27 protein-coding genes are annotated in these 26,130 nt (G+C 62.1%); 11 read left to right on the forward strand and 16 right to left on the reverse strand.

The annotated features are described in order from the left end of the window. Positions 1-224 precede the first annotated feature (224 nt). The gene (locus O7A05_RS00570) at positions 225-494 is read right to left on the reverse strand and encodes a hypothetical protein (protein WP_337091006.1); all 270 of its coding nucleotides are present in this window, start codon (positions 492-494) and stop codon (positions 225-227) included. Between the two features lie 146 nt (positions 495-640). Here O7A05_RS00570 and O7A05_RS00575 point away from each other — a divergent pair, with 146 nt between their 5' ends. Continuing rightward, entirely contained in the window at positions 641-1,141 is a 501-nt protein-coding gene (locus O7A05_RS00575; RefSeq protein ID WP_337091008.1) for a hypothetical protein, read from the forward strand. 10 nt (positions 1,142-1,151) lie between these two features. Here O7A05_RS00575 and O7A05_RS00580 read toward each other — a convergent pair whose 3' ends face one another. Continuing rightward, positions 1,152-2,126 (reverse strand): alpha/beta fold hydrolase, encoded by a 975-nt coding sequence (locus O7A05_RS00580; protein WP_337091009.1) that lies wholly within the window; start codon positions 2,124-2,126, stop codon positions 1,152-1,154. Between the two features lie 29 nt (positions 2,127-2,155). Next, complete coding sequence (locus O7A05_RS00585; protein WP_337091010.1) at positions 2,156-2,401, reverse strand: hypothetical protein; 246 nt, start codon at positions 2,399-2,401, stop codon at positions 2,156-2,158. Between the two features lie 233 nt (positions 2,402-2,634). Between O7A05_RS00585 and O7A05_RS00590 the strand changes: the two genes are divergently transcribed. After that, positions 2,635-2,829 carry a hypothetical protein gene (locus O7A05_RS00590; protein WP_337091011.1) on the forward strand — a complete coding sequence of 65 codons (195 nt, stop codon included), beginning with the start codon at positions 2,635-2,637 and terminating at the stop codon, positions 2,827-2,829. Here the strand turns inward: O7A05_RS00590 and O7A05_RS00595 are convergent. Further along, entirely contained in the window at positions 2,826-3,155 is a 330-nt protein-coding gene (locus O7A05_RS00595) for a hypothetical protein (RefSeq protein ID WP_337091012.1), read from the reverse strand. The two genes, O7A05_RS00590 and O7A05_RS00595, sit on opposite strands and share 4 nt — an antisense overlap. A 654-nt stretch (positions 3,156-3,809) precedes the next feature. Here O7A05_RS00595 and O7A05_RS00600 point away from each other — a divergent pair. The 9 genes from O7A05_RS00600 (at position 3,810) to O7A05_RS00640 (ending at position 12,422) form a co-directional block, all read left to right on the forward strand. Continuing rightward, complete coding sequence (locus tag O7A05_RS00600; protein ID WP_337091013.1) at positions 3,810-4,079, forward strand: acylphosphatase; 270 nt, start codon at positions 3,810-3,812, stop codon at positions 4,077-4,079. Between the two features lie 161 nt (positions 4,080-4,240). Further along, complete coding sequence (locus tag O7A05_RS00605; protein ID WP_337091014.1) at positions 4,241-4,891, forward strand: Rieske 2Fe-2S domain-containing protein; 651 nt, start codon at positions 4,241-4,243, stop codon at positions 4,889-4,891. Beyond that, entirely contained in the window at positions 4,888-5,733 is an 846-nt protein-coding gene (locus O7A05_RS00610; RefSeq protein ID WP_337091015.1) for an aromatic ring-hydroxylating dioxygenase subunit alpha, read from the forward strand. The genes O7A05_RS00605 and O7A05_RS00610 overlap by 4 nt, the downstream gene beginning before the upstream one ends. Further along, on the forward strand, positions 5,730-6,389 hold the full coding sequence (locus O7A05_RS00615) for a glutathione S-transferase family protein (RefSeq protein WP_337091016.1): 660 nt from the start codon (positions 5,730-5,732) through the stop codon (positions 6,387-6,389). The genes O7A05_RS00610 and O7A05_RS00615 overlap by 4 nt, the downstream gene beginning before the upstream one ends. Before the next feature lies 1 nt (position 6,390). Further along, a complete protein-coding gene (locus tag O7A05_RS00620) occupies positions 6,391-7,770 on the forward strand; it encodes an amidohydrolase (RefSeq protein WP_337091017.1) in 1,380 nt (459 codons plus the stop codon). A 26-nt stretch (positions 7,771-7,796) separates the two neighbouring features. After that, entirely contained in the window at positions 7,797-8,891 is a 1,095-nt protein-coding gene (locus O7A05_RS00625; RefSeq protein WP_337091416.1) for a BMP family ABC transporter substrate-binding protein, read from the forward strand. Positions 8,892-8,893: 2 nt separating this feature from the next. Beyond that, positions 8,894-10,417 carry an ABC transporter ATP-binding protein gene (locus tag O7A05_RS00630; RefSeq protein ID WP_337091018.1) on the forward strand — a complete coding sequence of 508 codons (1,524 nt, stop codon included), beginning with the start codon at positions 8,894-8,896 and terminating at the stop codon, positions 10,415-10,417. After that, the gene (locus O7A05_RS00635; RefSeq protein ID WP_337091019.1) at positions 10,414-11,514 is read left to right on the forward strand and encodes an ABC transporter permease; all 1,101 of its coding nucleotides are present in this window, start codon (positions 10,414-10,416) and stop codon (positions 11,512-11,514) included. Before O7A05_RS00630 ends, O7A05_RS00635 begins: the two co-directional genes overlap by 4 nt. Continuing rightward, on the forward strand, positions 11,511-12,422 hold the full coding sequence (locus tag O7A05_RS00640; RefSeq protein WP_337091020.1) for an ABC transporter permease: 912 nt from the start codon (positions 11,511-11,513) through the stop codon (positions 12,420-12,422). The genes O7A05_RS00635 and O7A05_RS00640 overlap by 4 nt, the downstream gene beginning before the upstream one ends. A 133-nt stretch (positions 12,423-12,555) precedes the next feature. Here the strand turns inward: O7A05_RS00640 and O7A05_RS00645 are convergent, their stop codons facing one another. From O7A05_RS00645 to hisD, 12 genes are all read right to left on the reverse strand, one after another. Beyond that, positions 12,556-13,869: an ABC transporter substrate-binding protein gene (locus O7A05_RS00645; protein WP_415926944.1), complete on the reverse strand. Its 1,314-nt coding sequence runs from the start codon at positions 13,867-13,869 to the stop codon at positions 12,556-12,558. A 99-nt stretch (positions 13,870-13,968) separates the two neighbouring features. After that, entirely contained in the window at positions 13,969-14,817 is an 849-nt protein-coding gene (locus O7A05_RS00650) for a carbohydrate ABC transporter permease (RefSeq protein WP_337091021.1), read from the reverse strand. Continuing rightward, a complete protein-coding gene (locus tag O7A05_RS00655; protein ID WP_337091022.1) occupies positions 14,814-15,749 on the reverse strand; it encodes a carbohydrate ABC transporter permease in 936 nt (311 codons plus the stop codon). The genes O7A05_RS00650 and O7A05_RS00655 overlap by 4 nt, the downstream gene beginning before the upstream one ends. 1 nt (position 15,750) lies before the next feature. After that, positions 15,751-16,842 carry an ABC transporter ATP-binding protein gene (locus tag O7A05_RS00660; protein ID WP_337091023.1) on the reverse strand — a complete coding sequence of 364 codons (1,092 nt, stop codon included), beginning with the start codon at positions 16,840-16,842 and terminating at the stop codon, positions 15,751-15,753. Between the two features lie 43 nt (positions 16,843-16,885). Further along, positions 16,886-18,397 (reverse strand): arabinosylfuranosidase ArfA, encoded by a 1,512-nt coding sequence (gene arfA, locus O7A05_RS00665; protein WP_337091024.1) that lies wholly within the window; start codon positions 18,395-18,397, stop codon positions 16,886-16,888. 184 nt (positions 18,398-18,581) lie between these two features. Beyond that, positions 18,582-19,508: an ArsR/SmtB family transcription factor gene (locus O7A05_RS00670; RefSeq protein WP_337091025.1), complete on the reverse strand. Its 927-nt coding sequence runs from the start codon at positions 19,506-19,508 to the stop codon at positions 18,582-18,584. 405 nt (positions 19,509-19,913) lie between these two features. Then, positions 19,914-20,696 (reverse strand): ABC transporter ATP-binding protein, encoded by a 783-nt coding sequence (locus O7A05_RS00675; protein ID WP_337091026.1) that lies wholly within the window; start codon positions 20,694-20,696, stop codon positions 19,914-19,916. Positions 20,697-20,706: 10 nt separating this feature from the next. After that, entirely contained in the window at positions 20,707-21,504 is a 798-nt protein-coding gene (locus O7A05_RS00680) for an ABC transporter permease (protein ID WP_337091027.1), read from the reverse strand. Between the two features lie 94 nt (positions 21,505-21,598). Beyond that, positions 21,599-22,600 carry an ABC transporter substrate-binding protein gene (locus tag O7A05_RS00685; RefSeq protein ID WP_337091418.1) on the reverse strand — a complete coding sequence of 334 codons (1,002 nt, stop codon included), beginning with the start codon at positions 22,598-22,600 and terminating at the stop codon, positions 21,599-21,601. Positions 22,601-22,915: 315 nt separating this feature from the next. After that, complete coding sequence (hutC, locus tag O7A05_RS00690) at positions 22,916-23,647, reverse strand: histidine utilization repressor (RefSeq protein ID WP_337091028.1); 732 nt, start codon at positions 23,645-23,647, stop codon at positions 22,916-22,918. A gap of 31 nt (positions 23,648-23,678) precedes the next feature. Next, entirely contained in the window at positions 23,679-24,704 is a 1,026-nt protein-coding gene (locus tag O7A05_RS00695; RefSeq protein ID WP_337091030.1) for a zinc-dependent alcohol dehydrogenase, read from the reverse strand. Positions 24,705-24,719: 15 nt separating this feature from the next. Then, complete coding sequence (gene hisD / locus O7A05_RS00700) at positions 24,720-26,042, reverse strand: histidinol dehydrogenase (RefSeq protein WP_337091031.1); 1,323 nt, start codon at positions 26,040-26,042, stop codon at positions 24,720-24,722. Between the last annotated feature and the right edge of the window lie 88 nt (positions 26,043-26,130).

Below are 26,130 nucleotides of genomic sequence, written 5' to 3' on the forward strand. Positions count from 1 at the left end.
TGCCCAACAAGCCTGCGTCGGTTAGGCCCGGCTCGTGGTCTACCCCGCTACCGGCCGGGCCGCCCGCCAAACATCGCATCCGCCACCTGCTTCTCAAGCGTCACAGCTGGGGCTGGCGGCCGACGCGGTCAATGGGGAGAGCTTGGGCGAGTCTGGCCAAACGACAGGCAGGGCTTTCCCAGCAGAGAAACGGCCCCAATTCCAACGTTGGGCTGATCTGGCGATCAATGGCGACGAGCGCCATGGAAGTCTTTAGGAGCGTTATCTCGACTGTTGGCTGGCTGTCTGTTAAGGGCCTGCGCGCCGGGCTGGTCAACGCGCGGTTTTTGGTATATCAGGCCGATAAGTAGCCCGAAGTACCCCACCTGCAAAAGCAGTGCTGCTGCTGCAGTCCAACCGCCGGCAAGCCACACTGATCCGGTGGCAGTGAAAACCCACACCGCCACGGCGCTGAGTGTCGCGACCATCCCCACCAAAAACTGCGGAAAATACATCTCCTGCACATTCCCCAACGGAAGAGCACGTCGTATTTCATTATTTTATAAAATACGCAAGTATCTTAGCCATCCACTTGGCGACCGCACCTTTGGGCTCGCAGTCGCGACATCCTGATCCAGGCTCGCTTTCGTATTGAAAGAGCTTGAAAGAGCCCGCCTGTCATGGGAACGGACGGGCTCTTTATCGGGCCTCCCTGCGGATTCGCATTTCCAGTGTGGGCCTGGTTGCGATTAAACCCACCCGACGCGACGCACGGTGGAAAGCAGCCCAAGCCGCGCGCCGGCTGATTGATCAACCTCACCCAGCGTCCAATGTTCCATTAGCGATTGCTTTAGTAAGCGCGGCGCCGAAAGGCCAAGCCTCTGTTGGTGGGCATACGCAAGCATCTCGCTTTGCCGAGTCTTCGCTCGATATCGTTGCCCGCAATACGCGTGCCTGGAAAGACAGCGTGCGCTGGCCGATGCGACAGGGCCTCGCCAACGTGCCGACGATCAACATCGGCCCTTGGGGACATGACTACAATACGCCGCTTGAAAGACTGCATAACGGCTACGCATTCGACGTGCTGTCTCACGCCATCCGGGATTTATGTGCGAACCTGCTGTGGATGGCTCACGGCATGGCGGACGCGGACATGTCTTAGGACCGGAAACTTAACGAGTGGTCCCAGGGACCGGGCCGGCAACGCTTGCGAGAGCGGCAACCTTGTCGATCATGGCTAGAACCGCCTGCGGCTTGCTTTGATGCACCATATGTCCGGCATCCAGGACGATATCCAGCATCGAGTGCCTTATCTCGCCGTGCAGCTGCAGCGCCTCGGCCTTGGCATCGAACAGCTGATCGCCGGCGCCGGCAATTATCCCGACAGGGACGGCGATGTCGGCGTACCGGCGATTTGGGAACAGTGCCGAGGCCAGCATCAGGAAGGATTCCGCAGAGATCGTCCGCAGCTGCGATGGCCGGCTCGCCAACCCCCTTGTCGTTGCCGCGAACGGCGTCGCGATCGTTGCCGGGTGGAAAATCTTCTTCATCGCCCAGCGCCAGTTCAGCCTGACTAGCGAAGGCAGCACGGTGTGGCGCAACACCGTCCCGATCAGCGGAACCGCCGGCAGCGCGGAGATGGCAAGCGCCAGCCTTGGCGGCGGGTAATGATAGCCAGCGACAACGACCACACCGGCGACGGATCGGGGGTGCCGGCGCGCCATCTCGAGCGCTACGGCGGCCCCCCAGGAATGGCCGACAACGATGTAGCGCTCGACGCCGAGTTTTTCGGCCGCGGCCTGGATGAGATCGGCCTGGGCGCCGGCGGTCCAAGGTCCGCCTGCCGGGCGTGGGCTCAGGCCGAAGCCGGGCCTGTCGAAGGCAAGCACGCGATATCTGGCAGCGGCTTCGCCGAAGATGCCGCTTGTCGTGAAGTCCTCCGCCGAAGCGCCGTTGCCGTGCAGGAGCAGCAACGGTTGCCCATGGCCCGTCTCTAGGAAATGCAGCTTCGTTCCGCGGAGGTGGATGAAGCGCCCGAGCGGGCGTCCGGCCAATGCCCGTCTCGCAAGGCGATTGTTGTAGAGCGCCAGCCCAGCCGTTGCCGTCGCAAGCAACAGAAGCAGGTTCCGCCTGGACTTTGCCGTCATGAGAGCAGTCGCGTCGCTGCACGCCGCGATCAGGCCGACCCTTTCTGAGGCAGCTTTGTCTCTTCCTCGACCTGATCCCGCAGGGCCTGCTCGGGTTCCTTGTTCTCAGCCCCGGACGACCGCTTTTGCCGCGCGAGCTCACGATCCACAATCTTGCGCGAGCCTTCCGCGGGATCTTCTTGCGGCGAATCCCTGTCCGTCTCTGTATGCCGGCCGGTCCGGTCGCTGCTTGGGGCCGATCGGGCGGGATCGTCGTTTTGCTGGGGCTTCGTCATCGGATACCTCTGCTGACCAAGTGTCTGCGGCTGCCGGATGCAGCTCCGAACCTCCGCGGCCCGCCTTTGTTCCGTGAGCGGTTGGGACGCGCGTCGCGCAGCCGCCGCTGGCTCCGCATGCAGGCAGAACCGATCGCTGCTTCTGAAACAAATGTTGTTGAGGCCGGACGGCTGCGCTTCTAGGAATGCGGCACGCGCCCGGTTGCGTTGCGTCCGCTCGCGACGGAGGAATAATGTCCAGCAATTCCCCACTCAGCTTGTTGGAATTCGAAGCGCTCAAGCAGGCTGCTTCGAAGCTGTCGAAGGATCACGGCGGAACACTCGACAGCTGGGTCGCCTCGCTGTTTGAAGCCCTGCGCGAGGGAGAAACCTGCCCAAAGGCGGTTCTAGACGCGGTGGTCGCGAAGCTGGAGAAGGAGAGCCGCTAGCCAGCCGGCTTCGCAGGGCCCTCTGCGTCGCCCGAAGTCTCGGGCTCGACGGCTTCCAGGGCATCGACAACCGGCGCCAGTGAATTCTCCTCATCGGGACTGGAGTCCACTTCTCCGTTTCCCTCGGCGGCTTTATCGAGAGCGCGTTGGATCGCGTCTTCGATATTGCCGACCTCCTGCTCCCGCACTTCGCGACCGTAGCCGGCGGCGTCGGCGTCCTGCTCGAACTGCTGCGCCAGCATCGCAACGCTGATCTCGGTATCGGCAGGCAAGTTTCCGACATTCTCCTCCAGCCAGCTGCGCAGGAATTCCTTCGTCGCGTTCATGGAGCGCCTCCTCACAGCGAAATAACCGGACCGTGGCGCCGAGGTTCCCGCAAAGCCGAAACCCACCCGTCCCCCCTGCGGCCGATGTAGGTGAGCTACGGGTTAAGTCGCGCCTATCACGCGTGCGATCGGTAATCCAAAATGGCCCAACGCCGACTTCTGGAAGCGCCCGAAAACGTTCTCGGATATAGTCCGCTTTTGATTTCGGTTTGGGGGCTCGAGTCCATGGCATGGATAAAGAAAATTAAACTAATAAAATCAAGAGCTTACGTGAGAGTTTTGGTAGGCCCGGAGGGTCGTCGTTTTCTACCGAAAATCAAAGTGTGAGCGGATGGTTCGCCAACCCATTTCCATCGTATTCTCCCGTATGGCCTGGCGAACCTGAGGACCAGGAGGAAGACTGTTTTTAATGCAAGCGGTATGTCTGTCTTGTCTCACAAAATGTCGTCGAAGGCATGTTGACCAGGTCGCGAGCGCGACTAGTTGGACCGAAACCTGTCTGTCGATCTTTGGGATCAACTCGCACATAGCGGTCATTCCATCTTCGACTTCAGGTCTGGCGTGACGACGCTCTCAAAAGCAGATGCTTCAGCGATTGAGCACGATGTAGATAGATAAATAGATAGATATATCAGCTTCATTGCCGAGGTTTCTATGAGCGAGCAAAATCGATGTTCCTGGCGGGAGCGCATGACGATCCTCGGCGATGTCGAGGTGACATCCTTTCTTCCGTGGATCGAGCGCCATGCCGCCAAGCTCGGGCTCGCGCAGGCAATATGCGTTGCCGGTCCCGACCGCATTGAACTCGACATTGCCGGTCCGGCCGAACTCATCGACATGATGGAGATGGCGTGCTCTCTTGGACCAATCGATGTCTGGGTCGAGACCATCCGCCGGGCGCCGATCGAGAGCGAATCGGGCTAGGTTTCGGGGCCCGCGGCCCTCTGCTGCCGAGGTGTCATGCACCTTTTTTAGGCATTATTGCCAGTGAGGAAATGTTGTGCAAACGTAACCCGGCGTATTGGCCTATCCTTGACCGCGAAGTTCGCTCGGGAAGATGCTGGTGCCGTTTTGAAAGTTGATGCATGCCGCCTTATCCCACCGGCTCATGGATGCCTGTCGCCCTCTCCGCGGACTTGCCGGCGGGAACCGTAATGCCGGCGCAATCCCCGGCCGGACCGGTTGCCCTTTGGCGGACCCGCTCCGGCCGTGCGGCGGCCTTCGCCGACAGATGCCCCCATCGCGGCATGCGCCTTTCCCATGGCTTCGTACGCGGTGAGACCCTGGCCTGCATCTATCACGGCTGGAGCTACGCCGAGGCGGGAAACTGCCAGCGCATTCCGGCCCATCCGGCATTGACGCCGCCGGACACGATTCGTGTCGCGACGCAGCACGTCGAGGATGGCGGCGGCATCATATGGATTTCGGTTGGCGAACCCGCCGCCGGGCCGCCGCGGTTCGAGGGCCTTGCGCCGCTCCGCTCCATGGTGGCGGAAGCGGGCATCGCGGCGCTGGAGGCGGCCGCGGGCACGAAGGCCGCTGGAGGTCTGCTCGACTACACCCACGATGACCGCGCCGTCCAGCTGCTGCTTGCTCCCGATGGGCAGGCGCGCACGCTGATGCATGTTTTGGTGGACGAGGACAGCAATCCGGACGAGCGTATCGCCGCGTCGAGGGCCGCCGAGGCGCTGCGGCGGGCGGCCGAGGATATTGCACGCGCCGGGATCGCCCGATGACCCGCAACACGATGATCGACGGATGGTACCCTGTCAGCCTTGCTAGCCAGCTCGATGCCCATGGGCGCAGGACGGCCCTGATGGGCGAGCCGATCGCGGTGAGGCGCGGCGAAGACGGAAACGCGAAGGTCACGGGCGGCAACGGACGTGACCTGCCGGCCTGCATCCGCTATGGCCATGTCTGGTCATCGCTCGGTGATCCACAAAAGCCGCTGTTTGCGATCCCCGAGGCCGATCAGCCGGGCCGCCGGCTCGTCGAAGTCGGGGTGGTGCGCGTGCGCTGCTCGCCATTGCGTGCGGTTGAGAACTTCCTGGACATCGCGCATTTTCCTTTCGTGCATACCGACATACTGGGGGCCGAGCCGCATACGGAGGTGCAGAACTACAAGGTCGAGATCCGAGAGGACGAAGACGAGGTTTGGGCCACTCAGGTGAAGTTCTACCAGCCGCAGGCCGCCAAGTCGGCGGAAGGTGGCATCACCACGGAATACATGTACCGCGTGCCCGCGCCGACCTGCTCGGTGCTCTACAAGACCTGCCCGCCTCGCCCGGCGGAATGGGACGTCATCACACTTTTCGTGCAGCCACTTGCCGAAGACCTGTGCGACGTCTGGCCATGGATGGCGCTGTTCGATGACGAAACACCGATGACCGACCTGATCCATTTCCAGCAGACGATCTTCGTTCAAGACCGGTCGATCCTCGAAAACCAGATTCCGAGGCTGCTGCCGCTCGATCCCGGCATGGAGATTCCCACACGCGCCGACCTTACCTCGGTTGCCTACCGGCGCTGGCTGAAACGCCACGGCTACACCTACGGCGCGCAACTGGTGGCGCAATGAAGCTCTACGACTACGCGCTGTCGCCGAGCTGTTACAAGGTGCGCCTCATGGCTGCGCTGATCGGGGTGACGCTCGACATCCGCCCTGTCGACTTCCATCCCGGTTGCGAGCATCGCGGTCCTGAGCTCATGGCGCTCAATCCGGCGGGTTCGATCCCGATCCTGGAGGATGGCGACCTCGTGCTGACCGAATCCTCGGCCATGCTGGTCTATCTCGCCGCGAAGGCGGCACCCCAATGGCTGGGCAATGATACGGCCGGGCGGACGGCGCGCGTCCAGCAATGGCTGTCCTTCTCGCACCGGCTGACCGCGAGCCTTGGGGCGGCGCGCTTGCACGAGATGCTGCTGCGTCCGGGCAATATCGCCGCCCTTCGGGAGCAGGGAATAGCGGCTCTGCGGGAGCTGGAAGCCGGCCTCGTCGAACAGCATATCCGCGGCCAGCGCTTCCTCGCGTCGGATCGACCGACGATCGCCGACGTTGCCTGCTTTCCCTATCTTGCGCTGGCGCCGGACGGCGGCGTTTCGCTCGACCCCTATCCTGCGATCCGGCTCTGGTCACGGGCGGTGCGCAGTCTCGAGGGCTTCATCGAGATGCCGGGCATCCACCGGCTGCACGAACTGACACCCGCGCCCGTCCTCGAAGTCGGCGAGGTCTGACGTGGCGGGCTATTTGCTGAAGGGCTGCGCTGCGGTCATCGTGGACGAGGGCAACGGTCCGGACATCCGATGCAATGTCGATGTCTTGACCGAGGGCCCGGCAATACGGGCCATCGGCGCAGGCCTCGACAACGCAGACCTGCCCGTTGGAACAATCACGCAGGACGCCGCTGGCTGGTTCGTCTATCCCGGCCTCGTCAACACCCATCACCACTTCTTTCAATGCTTCGTGCGCAACCGCGCCGATCTGGACTGGACGAAGCTGTCGGTCATCGAATGGCTCGACCGCATTTATCCCATTTTCTCGCGGCTGACTGAGGAATGCTTCTACCACGCATCGGTCACGGCGATGGCCGAGCTGATAAAGCACGGCTGCACGACGGCATTCGACCATCAGTATTGCTTTCCGCGGCAGGCGGGCAAGCGGCTGATCGACCGGCAGTTCCAAGCAGCCGAACTGCTCGGCATGCGCTTCCATGCCGGACGTGGCGGCAACACGCTGCCCAAATCGGAAGGCTCGACGATCCCAGACGCCATGCTGGAAACGACCGACGAATTCATCGCCGACTGCGCCCGGCTGATCGACGCCTACCATGATGCCGGTCCGTTCGGCATGCGGCAGGTCGTCGTCGCGCCTTGCCAGCCAGTCAACTGCTATCGCGACACCTTCGTGGAATCGGTGGCGCTGGCGCGCGACCGCGGGGTGCGCATGCATACCCATGTCGGCGAGGGCGAAAGCCCGGTAATCGAGGCCCGTCACGGCATGCGCACGGTGGACTATTGCGCGGACATCGGCTTCTGCGGGCCGGATACCTTCTATGCCCATTGCTGGGAACTGACCCACGACGAGCTGCGCAAGATGGCCGCGAGCGGCACTGGCGTCGCCCATTGCCCGGAACCGGTCTATCTCGTCGGCGCCGAAATCACCGACATTCCGGCGATGTCGGCCTTCGGACTCAGTGTGGGTCTGGGCTGCGACGGCGCCGCCTCAAACGACAATTCGAACCTGATGCACTGCATCCATTCCGCCTACATGCTGCAGTGCCTGTCGGCGTCGACGCGCGACCATCCGGTGCCGCCGCCGGCCGATTTTCTCGGTTATGCGACGACCGGAGGCGCGGCATTGCTCGGGCGCGGCGACATCGGCAGACTGGCGCCCCAGATGGCCGCCGACCTTTTCGCCATCGACACGCGGCGCATGGACTATGTCGGCACGCGGCATGATCCGCTGAGCCTGCTGGCCAAGGTGGGCATCGGCGCGCCGACCGACATGACCATGATCAACGGCCGCATCGTCTGGGCCAAAGGCGAATTCCCGGGGCTCGACGAGGCCAGGCTGTTCGCGCAAGCCGAGGCGGCGCTTGCGACGGTGGAATTTTAGAAACCAAAACAAGGGGAACCGACATGCTGACAAATCTTACCCGCAGAACATTGATGAAAGGCGCGGCCGCCTCTGGGCTCGTCGCGGCGGTGGGCGGCCGCGCGCTTGCCGCCGACGAACCTCTGGGCATCGTGCTCGTGGTCCCGTCGCCGGTCGGCGATGTCGGCTGGGGCCGTGCGCTCGCCGACGGGCTTGAGCCTGTGAAGGCAGCCTACGGCGACAAGGTGAAGGTGACCATCGTCGAGAACATACAGGAAGGACCCGATGCCGACCGGATCATGAACAAGGCGGTCGCCGACGGGAACAAGTTCCTGGTCGCCGGCTCCTTCGGCTATCAGAACGGCGCCCTGCAGATCGCGCGCCGCAATCCCGACGTAACCGTGCTGCACGCTTCCGGTTTCCAGGTGGCGCCGAACTTCTCGCCCTTCGCGGCCCAATATTCCCAGGGTACCTACCTTATGGGCATGGCGGCAGCCGCGCTTTCGAAGACTGGCAAGCTCGGCTCAGTCTCTGCCTTCGCCATTCCCGAGCTGATCACCTCCATCAACGCTTTCACGCTGGGAGCGCAGGCGGTGAAGCCTGATGTCGAGGTTTCGGTCGTATGGGTGAACTCCTGGTTCGATCCGGCCAAGGAGCAGGAGGCCGCCAAGGCGCTGCTAGCGCAGAAATGCGACGTGATCTTCTCCAACGCGCAGGACACACCCTCCGTCGTCTCGGCCTGCGAAGAGGCCGGCGTCCCCGCCTTTAACCTCAACTCGTCGATGAAGAAATACGCGCCCAAAACCTATCTCGGCTGCGTGGCGACCGACTGGTCGCCCTTCTTCAAGGCCTCGGTCGACGCCCACATCGCCGGCACTTTCAAGGGCGCAAACGCTTTCCTGGGTGTCGGCGACAAGGTGGTCGAGGTCGTTGACTGGAACCCGGGAATCCCGGCCGACATGATGGCCAGGATCAAGGACGTTGAAGCCAAGATCGCCGACGGCAGCTTCTCGCCCTTTACCGGTCCGATCGTCAAGGCCGACGGCAGCGAGGGCGTGCCCGCCGGCAAGACGATGACCGGGGCCGAGATCGTTGCCATGGACTGGCACGTCAAGGGTGTCACCACGCCGCTGCCCAAGTGACCGTGACCATCCCACTCCTGTCGCTGCGCGGCATCTCCAAGAGCTACGGCCAGATCCATGCCAATCGAGACATCGATCTGGATGTGGCTCCACGCTCGATCCATGCGATCCTCGGGGAAAACGGAGCGGGCAAGTCGACGCTGATGAAGCTGATCTACGGCGTCGAGCAGCCGGACGCCGGAATGGCGACCTGGAAAGGAGCCGCCCTGGCCCTCGCTTCCCCCGCGGATGCGAGGCGCAAGGGGATCGGCATGGTCTTCCAGCATTTCTCCTTGTTCGAAACACTGACGGTGGTGGATAACATCCGCCTGGTCGTGCCCAAGGGCAAATCGGATCTCGCGGAACGTATCCGCGCGCTCGGCCGCGACTTCGGACTCGAGGTCGATCCGCTTGCCCATGTGCACGCGCTCTCGGTGGGAGAACGGCAGCGGGTGGAGATCATTCGCTGCCTGATGACCGAACCCCAGCTCCTGATCCTCGACGAACCGACCTCCGTCCTGCCGCCGCAATCGGTTGACAAGCTCTTCGAAACTTTGCGGCGGCTGCGCGACGGCGGCGTTTCGATCCTGTTCATCTCGCACAAGCTGGAGGAGATCCGGGCGGTCTGCGACCGAGCGACCATCCTGCGCGGCGGGCGCGTCACCGGCCATGTGGACCCGCGCGACCATGACGCGCACGACCTCGCCCGCATGATGATCGGCCGCGATATGCCGCAGCCCATGCCGGCGTTGGCGCATTCCGGCGGCGAAAAGCGCCTCGAAATCGTGGGCCTGAACCATCAGCCGGACGATCCCTTCGCCGTGCCGCTTTGCGACGTCAACCTGACGGTGCGTGCCGGTGAGATCCTCGGCATAGCGGGCATATCGGGCAACGGGCAGAGCGAACTCGCGGCGCTGATCTCGGGCGAAACGGTGCTGCCGCGGGCAAAGTCCGATTGCATCTACATGATGGGAAAGGATGTCGGCGCGCTCGATGCGGCCGCCCGCCGCCAGCTGGGCTTCGCTTTCGTTCCAGAGGAACGGCTCGGCCGCGGCGCGGTGCCGGAAATGTCGCTCGTCCTCAACAGCCTTCTGACCGCCCATCCGTTCGGCCTGCTGAAACGCGGCCTTGTCGACACAGCCCGGGCGAAGGCTTTTACCGAGAACTGCATCCGGCAATACGACGTGCGCACGCCCGGTTCCGAAGCGGAGGCCGGCGCGCTTTCAGGCGGCAATCTGCAAAAGTTCATCGTCGGCCGCGAGATCATGCTGTCCCCGAAGTTGCTGTTCGTGGCGCAACCCACCTGGGGCGTGGACATCGGCGCGGCCTCCGCCATCCGCCGGCGCCTTGTCGCCCTGCGCAACGAAGGCATGGGCATCCTCGTCATCTCGGAGGAGCTGGAGGAACTGTTCGAACTCTGCGATTCGATCCAGGTGATCCATCAGGGCCGGCTGAGCCCGCCGCTGGTGACGCGCGACACCAGACCCGAGGAGATCGGCCGCTACATGATCGGCGCGCATTCAACGGCCAGGAAGGTCCCGGCATGAGCGCTCTCTCCGGTCCGTTCCTTCCCCTTCTAGTTCGCCGGGAGCATGCCTCGCTTCCCGTCAAACTGATCGCCCCGCCCGTGGCGCTCGGCCTAGCGACGCTGCTTAATCTCGGCCTCTACATCCTGATGGGCCGCAATCCGGTAGCCGTTTTCCACGCGATGCTTCTGGAGCCTTTCCTGTCCTGGGCCTCGTTCTCGGAAGTCCTGTTGAAGACGGGGCCGCTCCTGCTGATCGCGCAGGGGCTTGCGATCGGCTTTCGCGCAAAGGTCTTCAACATCGGCGCCGAGGGCCAGTTCATCCTCGGCGCGATCTTCGCATCGGCCATTCCCATCTGGTTCCCGCAGGCAACGGGCCAGTGGATCTGGCCCTCCATGCTCGTCATCGGCGCGCTGGGCGGCGCGCTGTGGGCGTCGCTAACGGCCTTCTGGCGCGTGAAGCTCAACGCAAACGAGATCCTCGTATCGCTGATGCTGGCGCTCGTTGCCGCGCAATTGCTCAACTACCTGCTTCTCGGCCCCTGGAAAGACCCAAACGGCTTCAACTTCCCGCAATCGGTGATGTTCCAGTACGACGCGATGGTGCCGATCCTGATCCCCGGCACCCGCGTCAACGTCTCGCTGCTTGTCGCCTGCGCCTTCTCCCTCGCGGCCTGGGTGTTCATGCAGAGGAGTTTCGCGGGTTACAAGCTGCAGGTCAGCGGCCTCGCACCGCGCGCCGCCGGATACGCCGGCTTCAACGAAGGACGCGCGATCTGGCTTTCGCTCCTCGTCGGTGGCTTCGCGGCAGGCCTCGCCGGAGCGGCCGAGGTGGCCGGGCCGCTCGGACAGTTGCAGCGCTCAATCTCGACCGGCTACGGCTATGCCGCCATCATCGTCGCCTATCTCGGTGGCCTTCACCCGGTCGGCATCGTCTTTTCCGCGTTGCTCATGGCGGCCCTCTATATCGGTGGCGATAACGCCATGGTCTCGGCAAATCTGCCGGTCGCTGCGGTCAGGGTCTTCCAGGGCAGCCTGCTGCTTGCCTATCTTGTCGCCATCGCCTTCGTCCGCTATCGGCTCGAATGGCGCCATGCTGCCCACGGAAGCACGCCATGAACGCCGTGGAATTCGTCCTCGCCGGGATGCTGGCGGCGGCTACGCCGTTCCTTCTGGCGGCGCTCGGCGAACTGGTGGCCGAGCGCGCCGGGGTCCTCAATCTCGGTGTGGAGGGCCTGATGGCCCTCGGCGCAGTCATCGCCTTCATCATCGTCTATCAAGGCGGCGGGCATCTCCTGGGTTTCCTCGCCGCTGGTCTCGCCAGCGCCGCTCTTTCCCTTGTCTTTGCCCTCGTGGCGCTCGGATTCCGGGCGAACCAGGTTGCGACGGGCCTCGCCATAGGCGTCCTGGGCCAGGGCCTGTCGGCGCTGTTCGGCAAGAGCTTTGAGAGCCTCACGGTCAAAGGGCTTCCGAAGCTCTCATTGGCCTGGCTTTCAGATATCCCGGTCATCGGTGGCTTGTTCACTCAAGACATTGTCGTGTGGCTTTCGCTTGCTGCGACCCTCGCCATTTGGGCGATGTTCGCCTACACCAAGACCGGGCTCGTCATCCGCGCCGTCGGCGAGAATCCCAAGGCGGCCCGTGCGCTCGGCTATCCGGTAATCGCCGTGCGCTTCGCTGCGGTCGCTTTCGGCGGCGCGTTGGCGGGTTTCGCCGGTGCCTACGCGGCCGTGGTCTACACTCCGCTCTGGGCCGATGGCATGATCGCCGGGCGCGGCTGGATAGCGATCGCGCTCGTCGTCTTCGGCACTTGGCTTACCAGCCGTATCTTCCTTGGTGCTTGCCTCTTCGGCGCCGTGTCCCTCGCAAGCCTCGCGGCCCAGACAACTGGGCTCGACGTTTCCTCGCAACTTCTATCGAGCCTACCTTATCTCGTGACTATCGTCGTGCTGGGCATCATTTCTTCGAACCGGCGTCTGCTCAAGCTCAACGGCGTGGCTTCGCTGGGAGAGCCTTTCGAACAATAGTGTCGCTCGCCGCCCGGGCGCGCAATAACCCGACATCTCAGGTCGCGCCATACCTGTGCGCTACTTTTTTCGAACCGTTGACCCGCGACTGTTTCCAGCCGCGGCGTCGGGAGAGTTCTCGAGAAACCGGTCGTCAAATGTTGGCGAGCAATTCGTTGACGCGGCTTTCCATGTCGGCAAGTGCGGCATCGACGTCCTTCTGGCCGGTGATTGCAGCGCTCATCTCTTCGCCCACAATGTCCTGGATCGCAAACTGGCGCTGTACCGCGGACGGCAGCGGCCGGCCGAGATCGGCGACCGCGGCGATCGTATTGCGATGCGGCAGTGCCTTGAAGGCGTCCGACGCAATGATGGCTTTGTAGGCCGGCAGGTGGCCAGTGCGCGACCAGTCGAAGTCATGGTCCGCGAAGAACTTCAGGAACTTGCCGATAGCCGCGGTCTGTTCGGGTGTGCGGTCCTTCTGCGAGACTGCCCAGGTGTGGCCGTCGGCATATTGCGCATGGGCGCCGGCAAATAGCTGCGGATACGGGTAAACCGCATAGCCGCCCTTGTTGAGGGCCGTGCCCTTGGTTTCGGACTGGGCGTTGTTGTCGCCGACAACCCACGTGCCGTTGAGCTGCACGCCACCTCCACCGGCAAGGAAGGCGTTGATGGCGCCGCCATAGTCGAGGTCCTTGGTGGTGTAGCCCTTGTCGAAGATCGCCTTGTACATCTCGACGACCTTCTTGGCTTCCGGCGTGTTCAGCTTCACATGCTTTGGATCGGCGAAGAAATCGGAATTCTGCTGGAAGAGATAGGTGTAGAGATTGCGCGTGTATAGTGCGGTCTCATTGGCCAGGTTCTGAACGAAGTAAGGTTTGCCGGTCTTCTGCTTGAACTGTTCGGCCTGGGCGAGCAGTTCCTCTGGCGACGTCGGAAGGATCGGCGTGCCGTCGGCATTGACGAGGCCAGCCTGTTTGAAGAGATCCATGTTGATGTGATAGAGCATCGTCCAGCTGTCGATCGGCAGGCCGTAGATCTTGCCGTCCTTGGTGGCGCCGTTGCGCGCCGCGTCCGTGAAGGCATCGGGTGTGACGCCGACGGACTTCAACAGATCGTCAAGCGGCATCAACAGCCCCTTGGACTGGTAATCAGAAAGCGCGGATTCATGGATCGTGACGATGTCGGGAGCTTCGCCTGAAGCGAACTGCGCGGTCAGCTGGTCATAGCCCGGCCATTCCACAGTGCTGACACTGACGTGAACATCGGGGTTGTCGGCGTTGAACTTGTTGATCAGCGAGGTGATGATGCCGCATTCGCCCACTGCCTTGGAGACATCGGTATTGGTGCCGAAATCCGCATCGCAGGCACCGAAAAAGCGCTGCACGGTCAATTCCGTCGCTGCAAGACCTGGGCTTGCGAGCATCAGCACGCCCGCGGAGACCGCTGCAAACAGGACTTTCTTCATTTTCATATCAGTTCCTCCTACTGAGTCTGCGCCACTCCACGCTGGACTGGCTTCATGCTTCAATCGCTGCGACGCACTCCCCCGCCGTCAGCAAGTTCGTCATCGCACCGCGGCGCCCGAGACGGCCGTGACGATGTATTTCTGGAAAAACAGGTAGACGATCAGGATCGGCGCGCCGGCGAACACCGCCTGCGCCATCAAGAAGCCGATGCCTTCCGACTGGGCGAAGTTGGTCTGTGTCGAGGCCATGCCGACCGTCAGCGTGTACATGTCCTTCTTGGTTGCCGAGATCAGCGGCCACAAGTAATCGTTCCACGCGCCCAGGAAGGTGAAGATGCCGAGGGTTGCCTGGGCGGGCACGGTGAGCGGCAAAAGAACCTTCCAGAAGGTCCTGAACCGGCTGGCATTGTCCAGCATGGCGGCTTCGTCCAGTTCCTTCGGGATGGCCTTGAAATACTGGGTCATCAGGAAGACGCCAAAAGAAGCCGACAGGCCCGGGAGAATGAGCCCGTGATAGGTGTTGTGGAAGTTCAGCATGCTGAAGATCTGATGGCGGGCGACAAGCACCGCCTGTTCCGGAACCGCCAGGCCGAAGAGCACGATCACGAACAGGATGTTTCGGCCGGGGAAATTCAGCCGTGCAAAGCCATAGCCGGCAAGCGACGACAGGATCAGTGTTCCGAGTGTCAATCCTCCCGAGACGATGATGCTGTTGAACACCCAGACGAACACCGACGAGGTGCCAATGGTGTTGATGTAGTTCTTGAGCGTATAGGGCGCCTGAAACACCGAATTCGGATTTGCCATCAGCTCCGCATTTTCCTTGAGCGACAGGCCGACAACCCACAGAACCGGCGCGATCATGACCAGGGAGAGCAGGATGACCAGAGCCAGCAACACGCGGTCACCGAATGCGCGTCCCTTGATGGAAATGGCTGGAGCCCTCATGCCTGACCTGCCTTGTTGCGTGTGACCAGGTACTGGGCCATGGCCGCCATCAGGATGAGGATGAACAGGATCTCCGAAGCCGCAGCACCCATGCCGAGATCCCAGCGACGGAACGCGGTGTCATAGATGTAGAGCACGATCGGCTTGGTCAGGTTGTTCGGACCGCCGCGTGTCATCAGCCAGGCCTGGCCGAACAGCTGGAACTGCAGCACGATCTGGACGATGACCACTAGGACGAAGGTGCGTTTGATCGACGGCAGCGTAATCGAGCGTAACGTCTGCCAGCGATTGGCGTTGTCCAGGGCTGCCGCTTCGTAAATATCCTGCGGAATCTGCTGGAGTGCGGAGAGAAAGAGCATCATCGGCAGGCCGATGCACCACCAGACGGTGGCAATGGCGATGCCGATCATCGCCAGGCTGGGATCAGAAATGAAAGCCGGGGCGGTTGCGCCGAACCATCCGTAGATCGTCGACAGAAGGCCGACATTCGGAATGAACACGATGCGCCAGATCAGCGTGACGATCGTGACCGACAGCACCGAGGAAGAAAAGAACAGGGTCCGCAGCACCGCCGCGGTGCGTGTGCGGCGGTTGAGGCAAAGCGCGAGAAAAAGGCCGATCAGTGCCAGAGTCGGCACCGTCAGAAGCACGAAGTAGAAGGTATTCCAGACCGATTGCAGGAACACCTTGTCGTGAGACAGCCTGATATAGTTGCCGAAACCGACGAAGTTTCCGGATGAAAACGTGTCGGCCTTGTGGAAGCTCAGCCACATTCCCCAGAACAGCGGGACCAGCAGAAGCGTCGTGAAGAAGAACAGGAACGGCGCGACGAAAATAAAGTTTCGCCATTGCGGCGCGTAGATATCGACGCTTGCAGGTCTGACGCTGGCGGCCCGAAGCGCGGTCCGCGGCGTCGCCCGTCGGTCACCCATGTCAGACCTCCCTCGCGTGCCAGGCGCGACCGGTCTCGCCGAACAGATGCGATTTCCGGCCGTCAAAGGCGAGCCCGACCTTGTCGCCGACCGCGACGCGGCTGTTGCCGACATCCGAGCCGACGATCTGCTGGCCATCGCCAAGCCGGGCGTAGACCAGGGTGCGTTCGCCGAGCCGCTCAAGCACATCGACGACGCCATCGGCATTGCCCTGCCCGGCGGGAACGATGCGCACGTCTTCCGAACGGATGCCGAAAGTGTATTTGCCCTCGATCGTCTGATCGGAGGCGATCTCGGTCTGAACCGATATGCCGTCCGCAAACTTGGCCGTGGCATTCCGGCTCGATCTGTCGAGCGTCGCCTCGACAAAATTCATCGCCGGCGCGCCAACGAAGCCTGCGACGAATTTGGTCGCGGGGCGGTCGTAGATTTCCATGGGAGAGCCGATCTGCTCGATCTTGCGATTGTTCATGACGACAATGCGGTCGGCGAGCGTCATCGCCTCAACCTGGTCGTGGGTGACGAAGATCATCGTCGATTGCAGGCGCTGGTGCAGTTGGGCAAGCTCGATGCGGGTACGGGTCCGCAATGCCGCATCGAGATTGGAGAGCGGCTCGTCGAACAGAAAGGCCTTCGGCTCCTTGACGATCGCACGGCCGATGGCGACGCGCTGCCGCTGGCCGCCGGAGAGCTGGCCCGGCTTGCGCTCGAGCAAGTGCTCCATTTCGAGGATGCGGGCGCTCTCCTTTATGCGCGCGTCGATGACGTCGCGCGGCATGCCGATATTCTCGAGCCCGAACGCCATGTTGTCGCGCACGCTCATATGCGGATAAAGCGCATAGGACTGGAACACCATGGCAATGCCGCGCTTGCCCGGCGGCAGATGATCGATACGTTCGTTGTTGATGGCTATCTCGCCGGTATCGACGGTTTCGAGGCCCGCGATCATGCGCAGAAGCGTCGATTTCCCGCAGCCGGACGGCCCGAGAAACACGATGAATTCGCGTGCCTTGATGGAGAGCGACAGATCATCCAGCACCGTCATGGCACCGAAATGCTTGCTCACATTCCTGATCTCAATATCGGCCGTCACGTCGAGGCTCCTCCTCAGCCCATGCACGACGATGCGCCTGAAGTCAGAGCTTCAGGCGGACCATCTGGTAGGAATAGGGCGGCAGCGGCAGGCTCAATTTGCCGCCCACCACCGAGGCGCCGGTCCCCTTCCTGGGCCTGACATTGCTTGGGTTCTCCGCCGAATTGACGGCTTTCAGATCCGCGTGCGTCATCAGCTGATGGTCAACGATCTCAGCCGCGCCGAAGCCCGCTATGTCGATCGCGGTTTCGATTTCCTCGCTCGAATGGCGGTTGATGGCAAAGAAGGTGACATGTCCGGTTTCCGCGTCATGCACGCCGGCGACGTCGACATATGAAACGTCGCCGGCGACCGTGGAGCTGTAGGTCGGGCTTTCCACCTTGAGATCCAGCGCATTGCCGCGGCCGTAGATCGAGGCATAGAGATAAGGATAGAAGATCGTCTGACGCCATGCCGGGCCGTTGGGAACGGTCATGATCGGCGCGATGACGTTGACCAGTTGCGCCAGGCACGCGATCTTGACCACGTCGGAACGACGGATGAAGGTGTTGAGGATCAGGCCGACCTGCAGCACGTCCTCGAAATTGTAGATGTCTTCGAGCAATGGCGGGGCGAAGGGCCAGCCCTCATTGCCGCCAAGGATCTTCTTGTCCTGCTCCTTGGAATGGTACCAGACGTTCCATTCGTCGAACGAGATGTAGACCTGCTTCTTGGAGCGCTTCTTGGCCTTGATATAATCGATGACGCCGGCGACCGAGACAATGTAAGCGTCGAGCTTCTCGCTCATGGCAAGATAGTTCGGCGCGTCATTGGCTTCATTGTCGAAATACATATGCAGCGAGATGTAATCTACCTCGTTGTAAGTATGATCGAGAACGGTCGCTTCCCATTCCGGGTATGTCGGCATCTTGGCATTCGACGAGCCGCAGACCACGAGTTCGAGCGACTTGGAGAAGGCACGCATCGCCTTGGCGGTCTCATGAGCCAGGCGGCCATACTCGTCGGCGGTCTTGTGGCCGATCTGCCAGGGGCCGTCCATCTCGTTGCCAAGACACCAGAGCTTGACGTCAAAGGGCTCCTTGCGGCCGTTGGCGATGCGCTTGTCGCTCCACTCGCTGCCGCCGGGATGATTGGTGTATTCAAGAAGGTTGCGGGCTTCATCGAGGCCGCGCGAGCCGAGATTGACGGCAAGCATCATCTCGGTGTTCACCGAGGCGCACCAGTCGGCAAATTCATGCAGGCCGACTTCGTTGCTCTCCGACGTGTGCCAGGCCAGGTCAAGGCGCACCGGGCGCTCTTCCTTGGGGCCGACGCCATCTTCCCAATTGTAAGCGGATACGAAATTGCCGCCGGGATATCGGACGATCGGAACCCTGAGCTCCCTGACGAGGTCGATGACGTCCCGGCGCATGCCATTGTCATCCGCCGTCGCATGACCGGGCTCATAGATGCCGGTGTAGACCGCCCGCCCAAGATGCTCGATGAAGGATCCATAGAGCCTGGGATCGATCTTCGAAACGATATAACGCGGATGCGCCGTGACGGCCGCCTTCATGCATTTCCTCCGAGAATATCATAAATGATGATTTAAATCACCTTATTAGATATCAAAGGGAAACGGCATCCATTCGTCAAGCGAAAAACCACCAAAAGTCTGACAATTGACCGACAGCCTCGGTCGCAGATGAAGTTAACTATTTGACATCAACGCACTATTTTCGAGACCCGATTTGATGATATCAACCGGTTTTGATCCTCAGCAGAATGTCCTGATCGTAATTTCCAAATCCCTTGCCGAAAATATTGATTCCGCCGGGACGCTCGGCGTCGTCCTTGACGCCGATACGAACCCGGATTGAATGATGGCCCTTGAGGTCGAGGGCGGCGAGGCTGGTCTCGGAAATCCTGACCCCGTCGACATAGGTGCCGTCAGCGGAAACTCGCCAGTTCTTCAGCTTCCCATATTGCGAGCCCTTGAGCTTCCACCAGGAGGGCGTGAAAACGCCGCGCTTGTCGCCGAAATCGCCGGGTGACGTCCAGGTGCCGACGTCGACGCCATTGATCGTCAGCGTGATGTCGGAGGGCCAGTCGGCGCTGGTGCCCGGCACTTCCGAGGACAGTTCCACCACCAGCTCGAGCTCGGTAATCTCGGTATTGGCGAGCTTGGCATTGTTGGGGAACTGATATTCGACGAAGCCGCGCGTGAACCACAACAAACCGGCCTTCATACGGTCCGGATCCAGGAAAGTGTTGGGCACATCGAGCAGACCGATGATCCCGTCCGGCGAACAGAGACCGCAGGGCGCGGTGACCTCGAATCCGGTGTAAAGCCCGATCGGCATCGACACTTCGATCGCGTCGTTCTTGACCGCACGATGCTCGCTCTTGAAGACCACGAGCACTTCCTCGGCGGCCGGATAGCAGATCTTCTGGCTGCCTTTCTTCGCCTTCTGGTTCTCGGTGCGGATCAGGCCCGCATCCTCAAGCACCTGGATATTGGTCGAGACCGTCGATTGCGGAAGCGACAGCACAGCGGCGATGTCGTTGACATTCATCGGCCCCTTCTCGTGCAGCAATTTCAGCATGGAAATGCGCGCCAAAGAGGCAAGCCCCTTGAGCACGGCAATGCCCTCTTCAGGCTCGATCACCAAAAAATTGCGACTCATGAAGGGGCCAATCTATGCGAAATCCAAACCCGAAATTGTCTTGTATATCTGGGAATCTGATTTAATCAACGCGCGCGTGGACTTCGCGCAATCGATTGGCGATCCGCGGGTGTCCACGACAAATCGACAAATTCCACACGAAGTTCGCCAGTCTTGGCGAGGCACCCCGAGTCGAATGCTATTTGATAAATAACGATAATGTGTGTCCAGAGAGGCAATGTTTTCTATGCAGAATCAATAGCTTGCCGATGGTTCGCCAACCTGTTCCCCTTCGTATTCTCTCGTATTGGCTGGCGAAACCAGGGACCACGAGGAGGGACCAAATTAATACGGTGTCCTCCCGTATAACCGCGCCGGTAATTCCACGCCGGCGATACTGTGGGCGGCCGGCAAGGCTGGCTCGCCTCATGCCATTTCTGGACGTCTTGAAGCTTCGCGGATCGCCTTGTGGACATTGCGCTGCAGGTCCATGAACTCCGCGCTTTCCATGATCTCTTCCCGGCGCGGGCGCTCTATGTCGACGTTGAAGGTTCGCATGATGCGTCCCGGGCCGATCCCCATGACGACAATGCGGTCGGACAGGTACACGGCCTCCTCCACGTCATGGGTGACGAAGAGCACGGTTAGCCGGTGCTCCTCCCAGATCTGCGTCAGCAGCTCCTGCATCTGGTGCCTGGTCAAGGCGTCGAGCGCGCCGAAGGGTTCGTCCATGAGCAGCATCTTGGGGCGATAGGACAGCGCCCGCGCGATGGCGACGCGCTGCTTCATGCCGCCCGACAGTTCCGACGGATAGAGGTCGGCGCAGTGCGGCAGCTTGACGAGGTCGAGATGCTCGCGCGCGATCGTGCGGCAGGTCGAGCGATCATAGCCGGCGGCCTTCAGGGCAAACTCTATGTTCTGCTGTGCCGTCAGCCAGGGCAGCAGGGTGTAGGACTGGAAGACGACGCCGCGGTCAAGGCCCGGCTTGAGGATCGGCGAGCCGTCGATGTCGAGCTCGCCCGTGTCGAAATCCTGCAGCCCAGCCACGATCGACAGCAGCGTACTCTTGCCGCAACCCGACGTGCCCACCAGCGAGACGAACTCGTTGTCGGCAAGGTCGAGATTGATGTCGCGCAGCACCTGGGTGCGCCGCTCCCCGGTGCCAAAGCTCTTGTGCAGACCTTCGATGCGCAGTTTGGGCAAACTCATCGGCCGAACCTCATTGCGCGTGGCCTTCCTGCCGGAACAGTACCTTTCCCAGCGCCTTCATCACCTGGTCGGTGATGAGACCGAGCACGCCCAAGAGCAGGATGTAGCCGATGATGGTGTTGGTCTGGAAATAGCGCTGCGACACGGTGATGCGGTAGCCGAGGCCGGAGGTCGCCGCGACGAGTTCCGCCAGCACGAGCCAGGTCCACGCCCAGCCCAGGCTGATGCGCAGCGTGTCCCAAATGCCTGGCAGGGCGCTGGGAACCACGATCCGCGTCAGGATCTTGCGGTCCGGCAGGCCGAGCGTCCTGCCGAGGCCGACGAAATCCGTCGGAACCCGCTTCACATTGTCCATGATCATCAGAACCTGCTGGAAGAAGGTGCCGATGAAGATGATCAGGAACTTCTGGGCGTCGCCGGTGCCCGACCACAGGATCGAAAGCGGCACGAAGGCGACCACCGGCATATAGCGGATGAAATCCACCAGCGGCTCGACGGCAGCTTCCCAGACCCTGAAGCTGCCGATCAGCACGCCGATCGGAATCGCCAGCGCCGAGGCGATCAGGAAGCCGATGGAGATGCGGTATATCGAGGCCTTGAGGTCCAGCCACAACGTGCCGTCGCTCCAGAGCTTGCCGAGCTGCCCCGCCACGCTTTCCGGCGAGGGCAGGAAAATGGGCTTCACCAGCTCCAGGCCTGTTGCCGCCCACCAGGCAAGGCCGAGGCAGGCAAAAACGGCCACAGCGATCATCAGGAAACGCGACCGCGTGATGGGCGCGCCGATTCCGGAGGATCGGCGGCGCGACATCGGTCTCGCAGCCGGTCTTTGTGCGGGGCCGGACCGGCTCGTTTTGGCGGCAGGCTGCTCGGACATTCGCGCTACCACCGTAACGCTGCCTTCGTCATTCCGCGGCCTTGACGAATGACGGGTCGATCATCTGCTCCGGGGTCACATCAGCCTGGAGCAGACCGGCATTCTTGGCGGCGGCCTCGACATCGGCGAATGTCTTGGTGGAGAACTCGCCGGTCAGAGCGCTCTTGTTCTCGGCTAGAGAATAATAGCGCACGCCGTCGAAGGCGGTGTTGAGATCCTCGACACTGGAACCGACGGCCTTGGAAATGATGGCGCGGCCGCCCGCGGTGTCGCCATTGTAGTCCTTCAGGGCCGCATCCCAGGTCTTGATCATGGCAAGCACCTGGCCGGGTCGCGACTTGATCACCTCGTTGCGCACCACAAGCACGTCGCTGATCAACCCGGGATCCTCGCCGGCGGTGAAGAGCAGCTTGACGTCCTTGTTCTGCGCCCTGGCCGCGGTGAGATAAGGTTCGTAGGTGACCGCGACCGGGACCTGGCCGGCAATCAGCGCGCTGCCGGCGTCGGCTGCCGGCATCGGCACAGGCTGCACATCGGCAATGGACATGCCGTTTTTGGCAAGGGCATATTTGAGCAGGATGTCGCTGGTCGTACCCTCCTCGAAGGCGACCTGCTTGCCCTTGAGGTCGGCGACGGAGGAAATATCCTTGCCGGCGATCATGGCGTCGGCCGTCATGCTGACGTCGAGCAGCAGCACGATCTTCACCGGCAGGCCCGCCGCAACCATACCCATCGCGGTATGGGTCGCGATGTTGGCGGCATCGAGTTGGCCGCTCGCGAGCGCAGCGTTGATGTCCTTGTCCTCGGCGAAGTTGACGATTTGGACGTCCGACAGCCCGCTTGCCTTGAACAGGCCCTTGGCCTCCGCAATGTGCCACTGGCCATAGCCGAGCCATGGCTCGATGCCGATCTTGAAGGTTCCCGCTTCAGGCGTCGCGGGAATGGCCGCGTCGGCGGCATAGGCCGCCGGGGCGAACCCGATGACGGCAGCCGCGACGAGTGCACGAAATTGTTCTGCTAGGTTACGCATCATCTCTGTTCCCCTTTATGATCGCACCGCTCTTTGAACTGGATATCCGGCCTGGATGAGAATGCAGGCTTATGCTCCTGCGGCACTCTGCCTCGGCGTCTTACCTGCCACTTCAACGGAAGCGCAAGGATACTCGACGTCAGCGGCGGTGAATGTCAAGGCTAAAATACATACATGCATATACAAGCTGGAGCGGCTCGAATCCGCGGCTTCGGGACATCAGGCCGCATCCGTTTGCCGTATGTCATTGGGGTCGGTCGCATCCAGGAAATCCGTCACGGGATTTGCACCGGAACACGGCTCGCTTCGCCGCGATCAGCCGCTTTTGGAAGGCGAGTACCGGCTGCCGAGCGAATAGCGGCTGCCGACATAGGTCAGCTTGCTGATGGTGGCGACGATCGCTCCCGTCCAAGTCCGCCGGTGCAGAAGCAGGCAGCAACTGCCGGCATCGATGCCCAGATGCCGCGCCGTCTCGGCATCGGCGGGGATGGCGGAGATGATATGCTCGACCTCGGTCGCCGGTGTTTTCTGCATCAGATAGTCGTAGGTAGCGGTCTTGGAAAAATCCTGCTTGTCGTAGTCGGGTATCAGGCTCGGATTGACGAAGCGCTCTTCTAGTTGCACGGGCAGATCGTTTTCGAAATTGACGACGACGGAATGGTAGACCGACGAACGCCTGGCGAACTCGAAGGACAGCGCAAGCTCCTTTGCCGGCATGATTTTTTCGAGGACGAGAACCTCGGAACGGTGCTTGTTGCCGCGCGCCAGGATCTCGGCCGCGATATTGTTGATCTCGATCAGGGCCGATTGCGGCCGCGGCGGCGCGATGAATGTTCCCACCCCCTGGAGCCGGATCAGAAATCCCGCCGACGTCAGTTCCCGCAAGGCACGGTGGATCGTCATCCTCGACACGCCAAGCGCTGCCACGAATTCATTTTCCGACGGCAGCTTGCGGTCCTTGCTCCACCGGCCGGTCCCGATGTTCGTCAGGATGTAGTCCTTGACCTTCTCGTAGAGGGGGCTGGCCGTATCGGGCAAAGTGTTCATTTCAGATGTCCTTTCCGGCAAGCATCGGAAATCAGGGATGCTCGAGAGGTTGCTGCATCCGGATGATTGTTTTCAAGCCGTCGCCCTGGCCTGCCAGCAGCCGCCGATAGGCTGCGGGAACGTCATCCAGGCCGATCTCACGGTCGATCAGGCTGATCAGCGGCTCGCTCAGGTCACCCAGCATCCGTATGGCATCGGGAAGCTCGTCGGCGAAAGCATGGCAGCCGAGCAACGCGATCTCCCGCTCGACCAGCATGTTGGGGTCGATGTCGAGCCGGCCGTGGAAGATGCCGACCATCGCAATGGTGCCGCCCGGCCCGAGAACACCCAGCAACTGGCTGAGCGCGGTGATGCTGCCTGTCGCCTCGACGGCCGCGAGCAAGGGGGTATTTGCACTCGCCGAGGCAATGGCGTTCGGGTCCAGGTCGACGATCGTGGCGCCGGTCACGCGCGCGACGCGGGCGCAGCGGGCCTGGTTGCGGTCGGCGATCAGCACGGTGCCCGCGAACGTCCGCGACAGCAGCAACGCGGCAAGGCCGCCGATGGTCCCGCAGCCGAGAACAAGCACCGAGGCCGCCGCTTTCGGCAGGCGTCGCACGGCGTGCAGCGCAACGGCGAGCGGCTCGGCCATCGCCGCCACCCGTGCATCAAGCGCAGCATCGACGCTATGCAACAGGCGCGCGGGGAGCACGGCCTGTTCGGCAAATCCGCCGTCGCATATTTCGCCGACGAAGCCTAGCGAGGCGCAGAGATGCCGATTACCTGCACGGCATTGCGCGCACTCTCCGCACCAGAAGCGGGAATCGGCGACCACCCGGTCGCCAATAGCGATGGTATCGACGCCCTCACCGACGGCGATCACTGTGCCCGTCAATTCATGGCCGGCCGTCGATGGCGAGCGGCTTATCCATTGGCCGGTGCGGAAATTGTGCAGGTCGGACCCGCAGATGCCCGCGGCGTCCACCTTGAGCTTCACCCAGCCCGCATCGGGGACGTCCGGGGCGGCGATATCCTCAACGCGCAAGTCGCCGGGTCCGTAAAGTCGCGCGGCCTTCATCGTCTTCGCTTTGTCTCAGACCGAGAGATAGCGGCTGCGGATTTCCGACACCGCGTTTTCATGCGAGCTGAAGCCTTCGTAGCGGGCGAGCCTGCGCGCATGCTGGGCGAGTTCCGGATAGGCCGCCGACGTCACATAGCCGACCGACGAGCGCTTGACGAAATCCGTGACCGACAGCGGCCCATAGGTGCGCGCCCACCGGCTGGTCGGCAACACGGCATTGGGCCCGAGGACAAAGTTAGCGAGCGTCACCGGCGTATACGGACCCATGAGGATCTCGGCCGCTTCGGTGATGTATCCGAGATGCGCGAACGGTTCCTTCGACAGGATCTCGAGATGTTCCGGGGCATAGTCGTTGATGAAGCGATAGCTTTCTTCCAGGGACGCGGTCAGCACGATGCCGCCGCGCTTTCCGGTCAGCACCGCGCGCGAGAATTCGACGCGCTGTTCGCTCATGCGGGACCAATGCTGCGGCAGCGCGGCCAGGGCGGCCTCGGCGACGTTGCGGCTGTGCGTCACCAGATAGGCCGAGGAATCCGGCCCGTGCTCGGCTTCGATCAAAAGGTCCAGCGCGGCAAGGCCGCCATCGACGCTATCGTCGGCAAAGATGATGGCTTCGGACGGGCCGGCCGGAAGGCCGGTGTTGATGACCGAGGACAGCAGGCTCTTTGCCGCCACCACCCAAGGGCTCCCCGGCCCGACGATCTTGACGGCGGGCTTCACCGTCTCGGTGCCATAGGCGACAGCGGCGACCGCCTGGGCGCCACCGCATTTGTACACGGTCTCGACGCCGGCGAGGCGTGCGGCAACCAGGGTCGCGGCATCGACGGATCCATCGGAAGTCGGCGGGGTCACGATCGCTATCTGGGGCACACCGGCAATCACAGCCGGAACTGAGGTCATCATCGTTACCGATGGGAAGGCGCCCTTGCCGCGCGGAACGTAAAGCGCCACGGACGCGATCGGGGTATATCTGTCACCCGCATAGGCGCCCGGCCGGACTTCCTTCAGCCACATCGTTTCCGGACGCTGCTCCTCGTGGAAATGCCTGATGTTCTCGATACCGAACCGGATGCTCTCCACGACATTCTTTTCGACCTTGTCGAATGCTGCGTCGAACTCCGCTTCCGAGACCTTGAGCCCGCCATCGGCCACATCGGCCTTGTCGAGCTCGCGCGCGAACCGAAGCAGGGCCGCATCACCTTCGGTCCTGACCGCCTCGATGATCGGACGGGCTTTTTCGACGAAGACAGAAAGATCGGTTTCGGCGCGCCTCAGCAGGCTGACGCGCCGATCGGCATCGAGGGCCGACAGGTCGTGGAAGCTGATATCGGACATGGCTGCTCCTTCTCCTGGAACGCAGTGGCGGTTGGTGATGGCCGATCACACGCCTGGAAGGCCTTGAGACCGACAATACGGGGCAAGG

It is taken from the genome of Mesorhizobium argentiipisi (SeqCode) (genome assembly GCF_037179585.1).
Classification (GTDB): Bacteria; Pseudomonadota; Alphaproteobacteria; order Rhizobiales; family Rhizobiaceae; genus Mesorhizobium; species Mesorhizobium argentiipisi.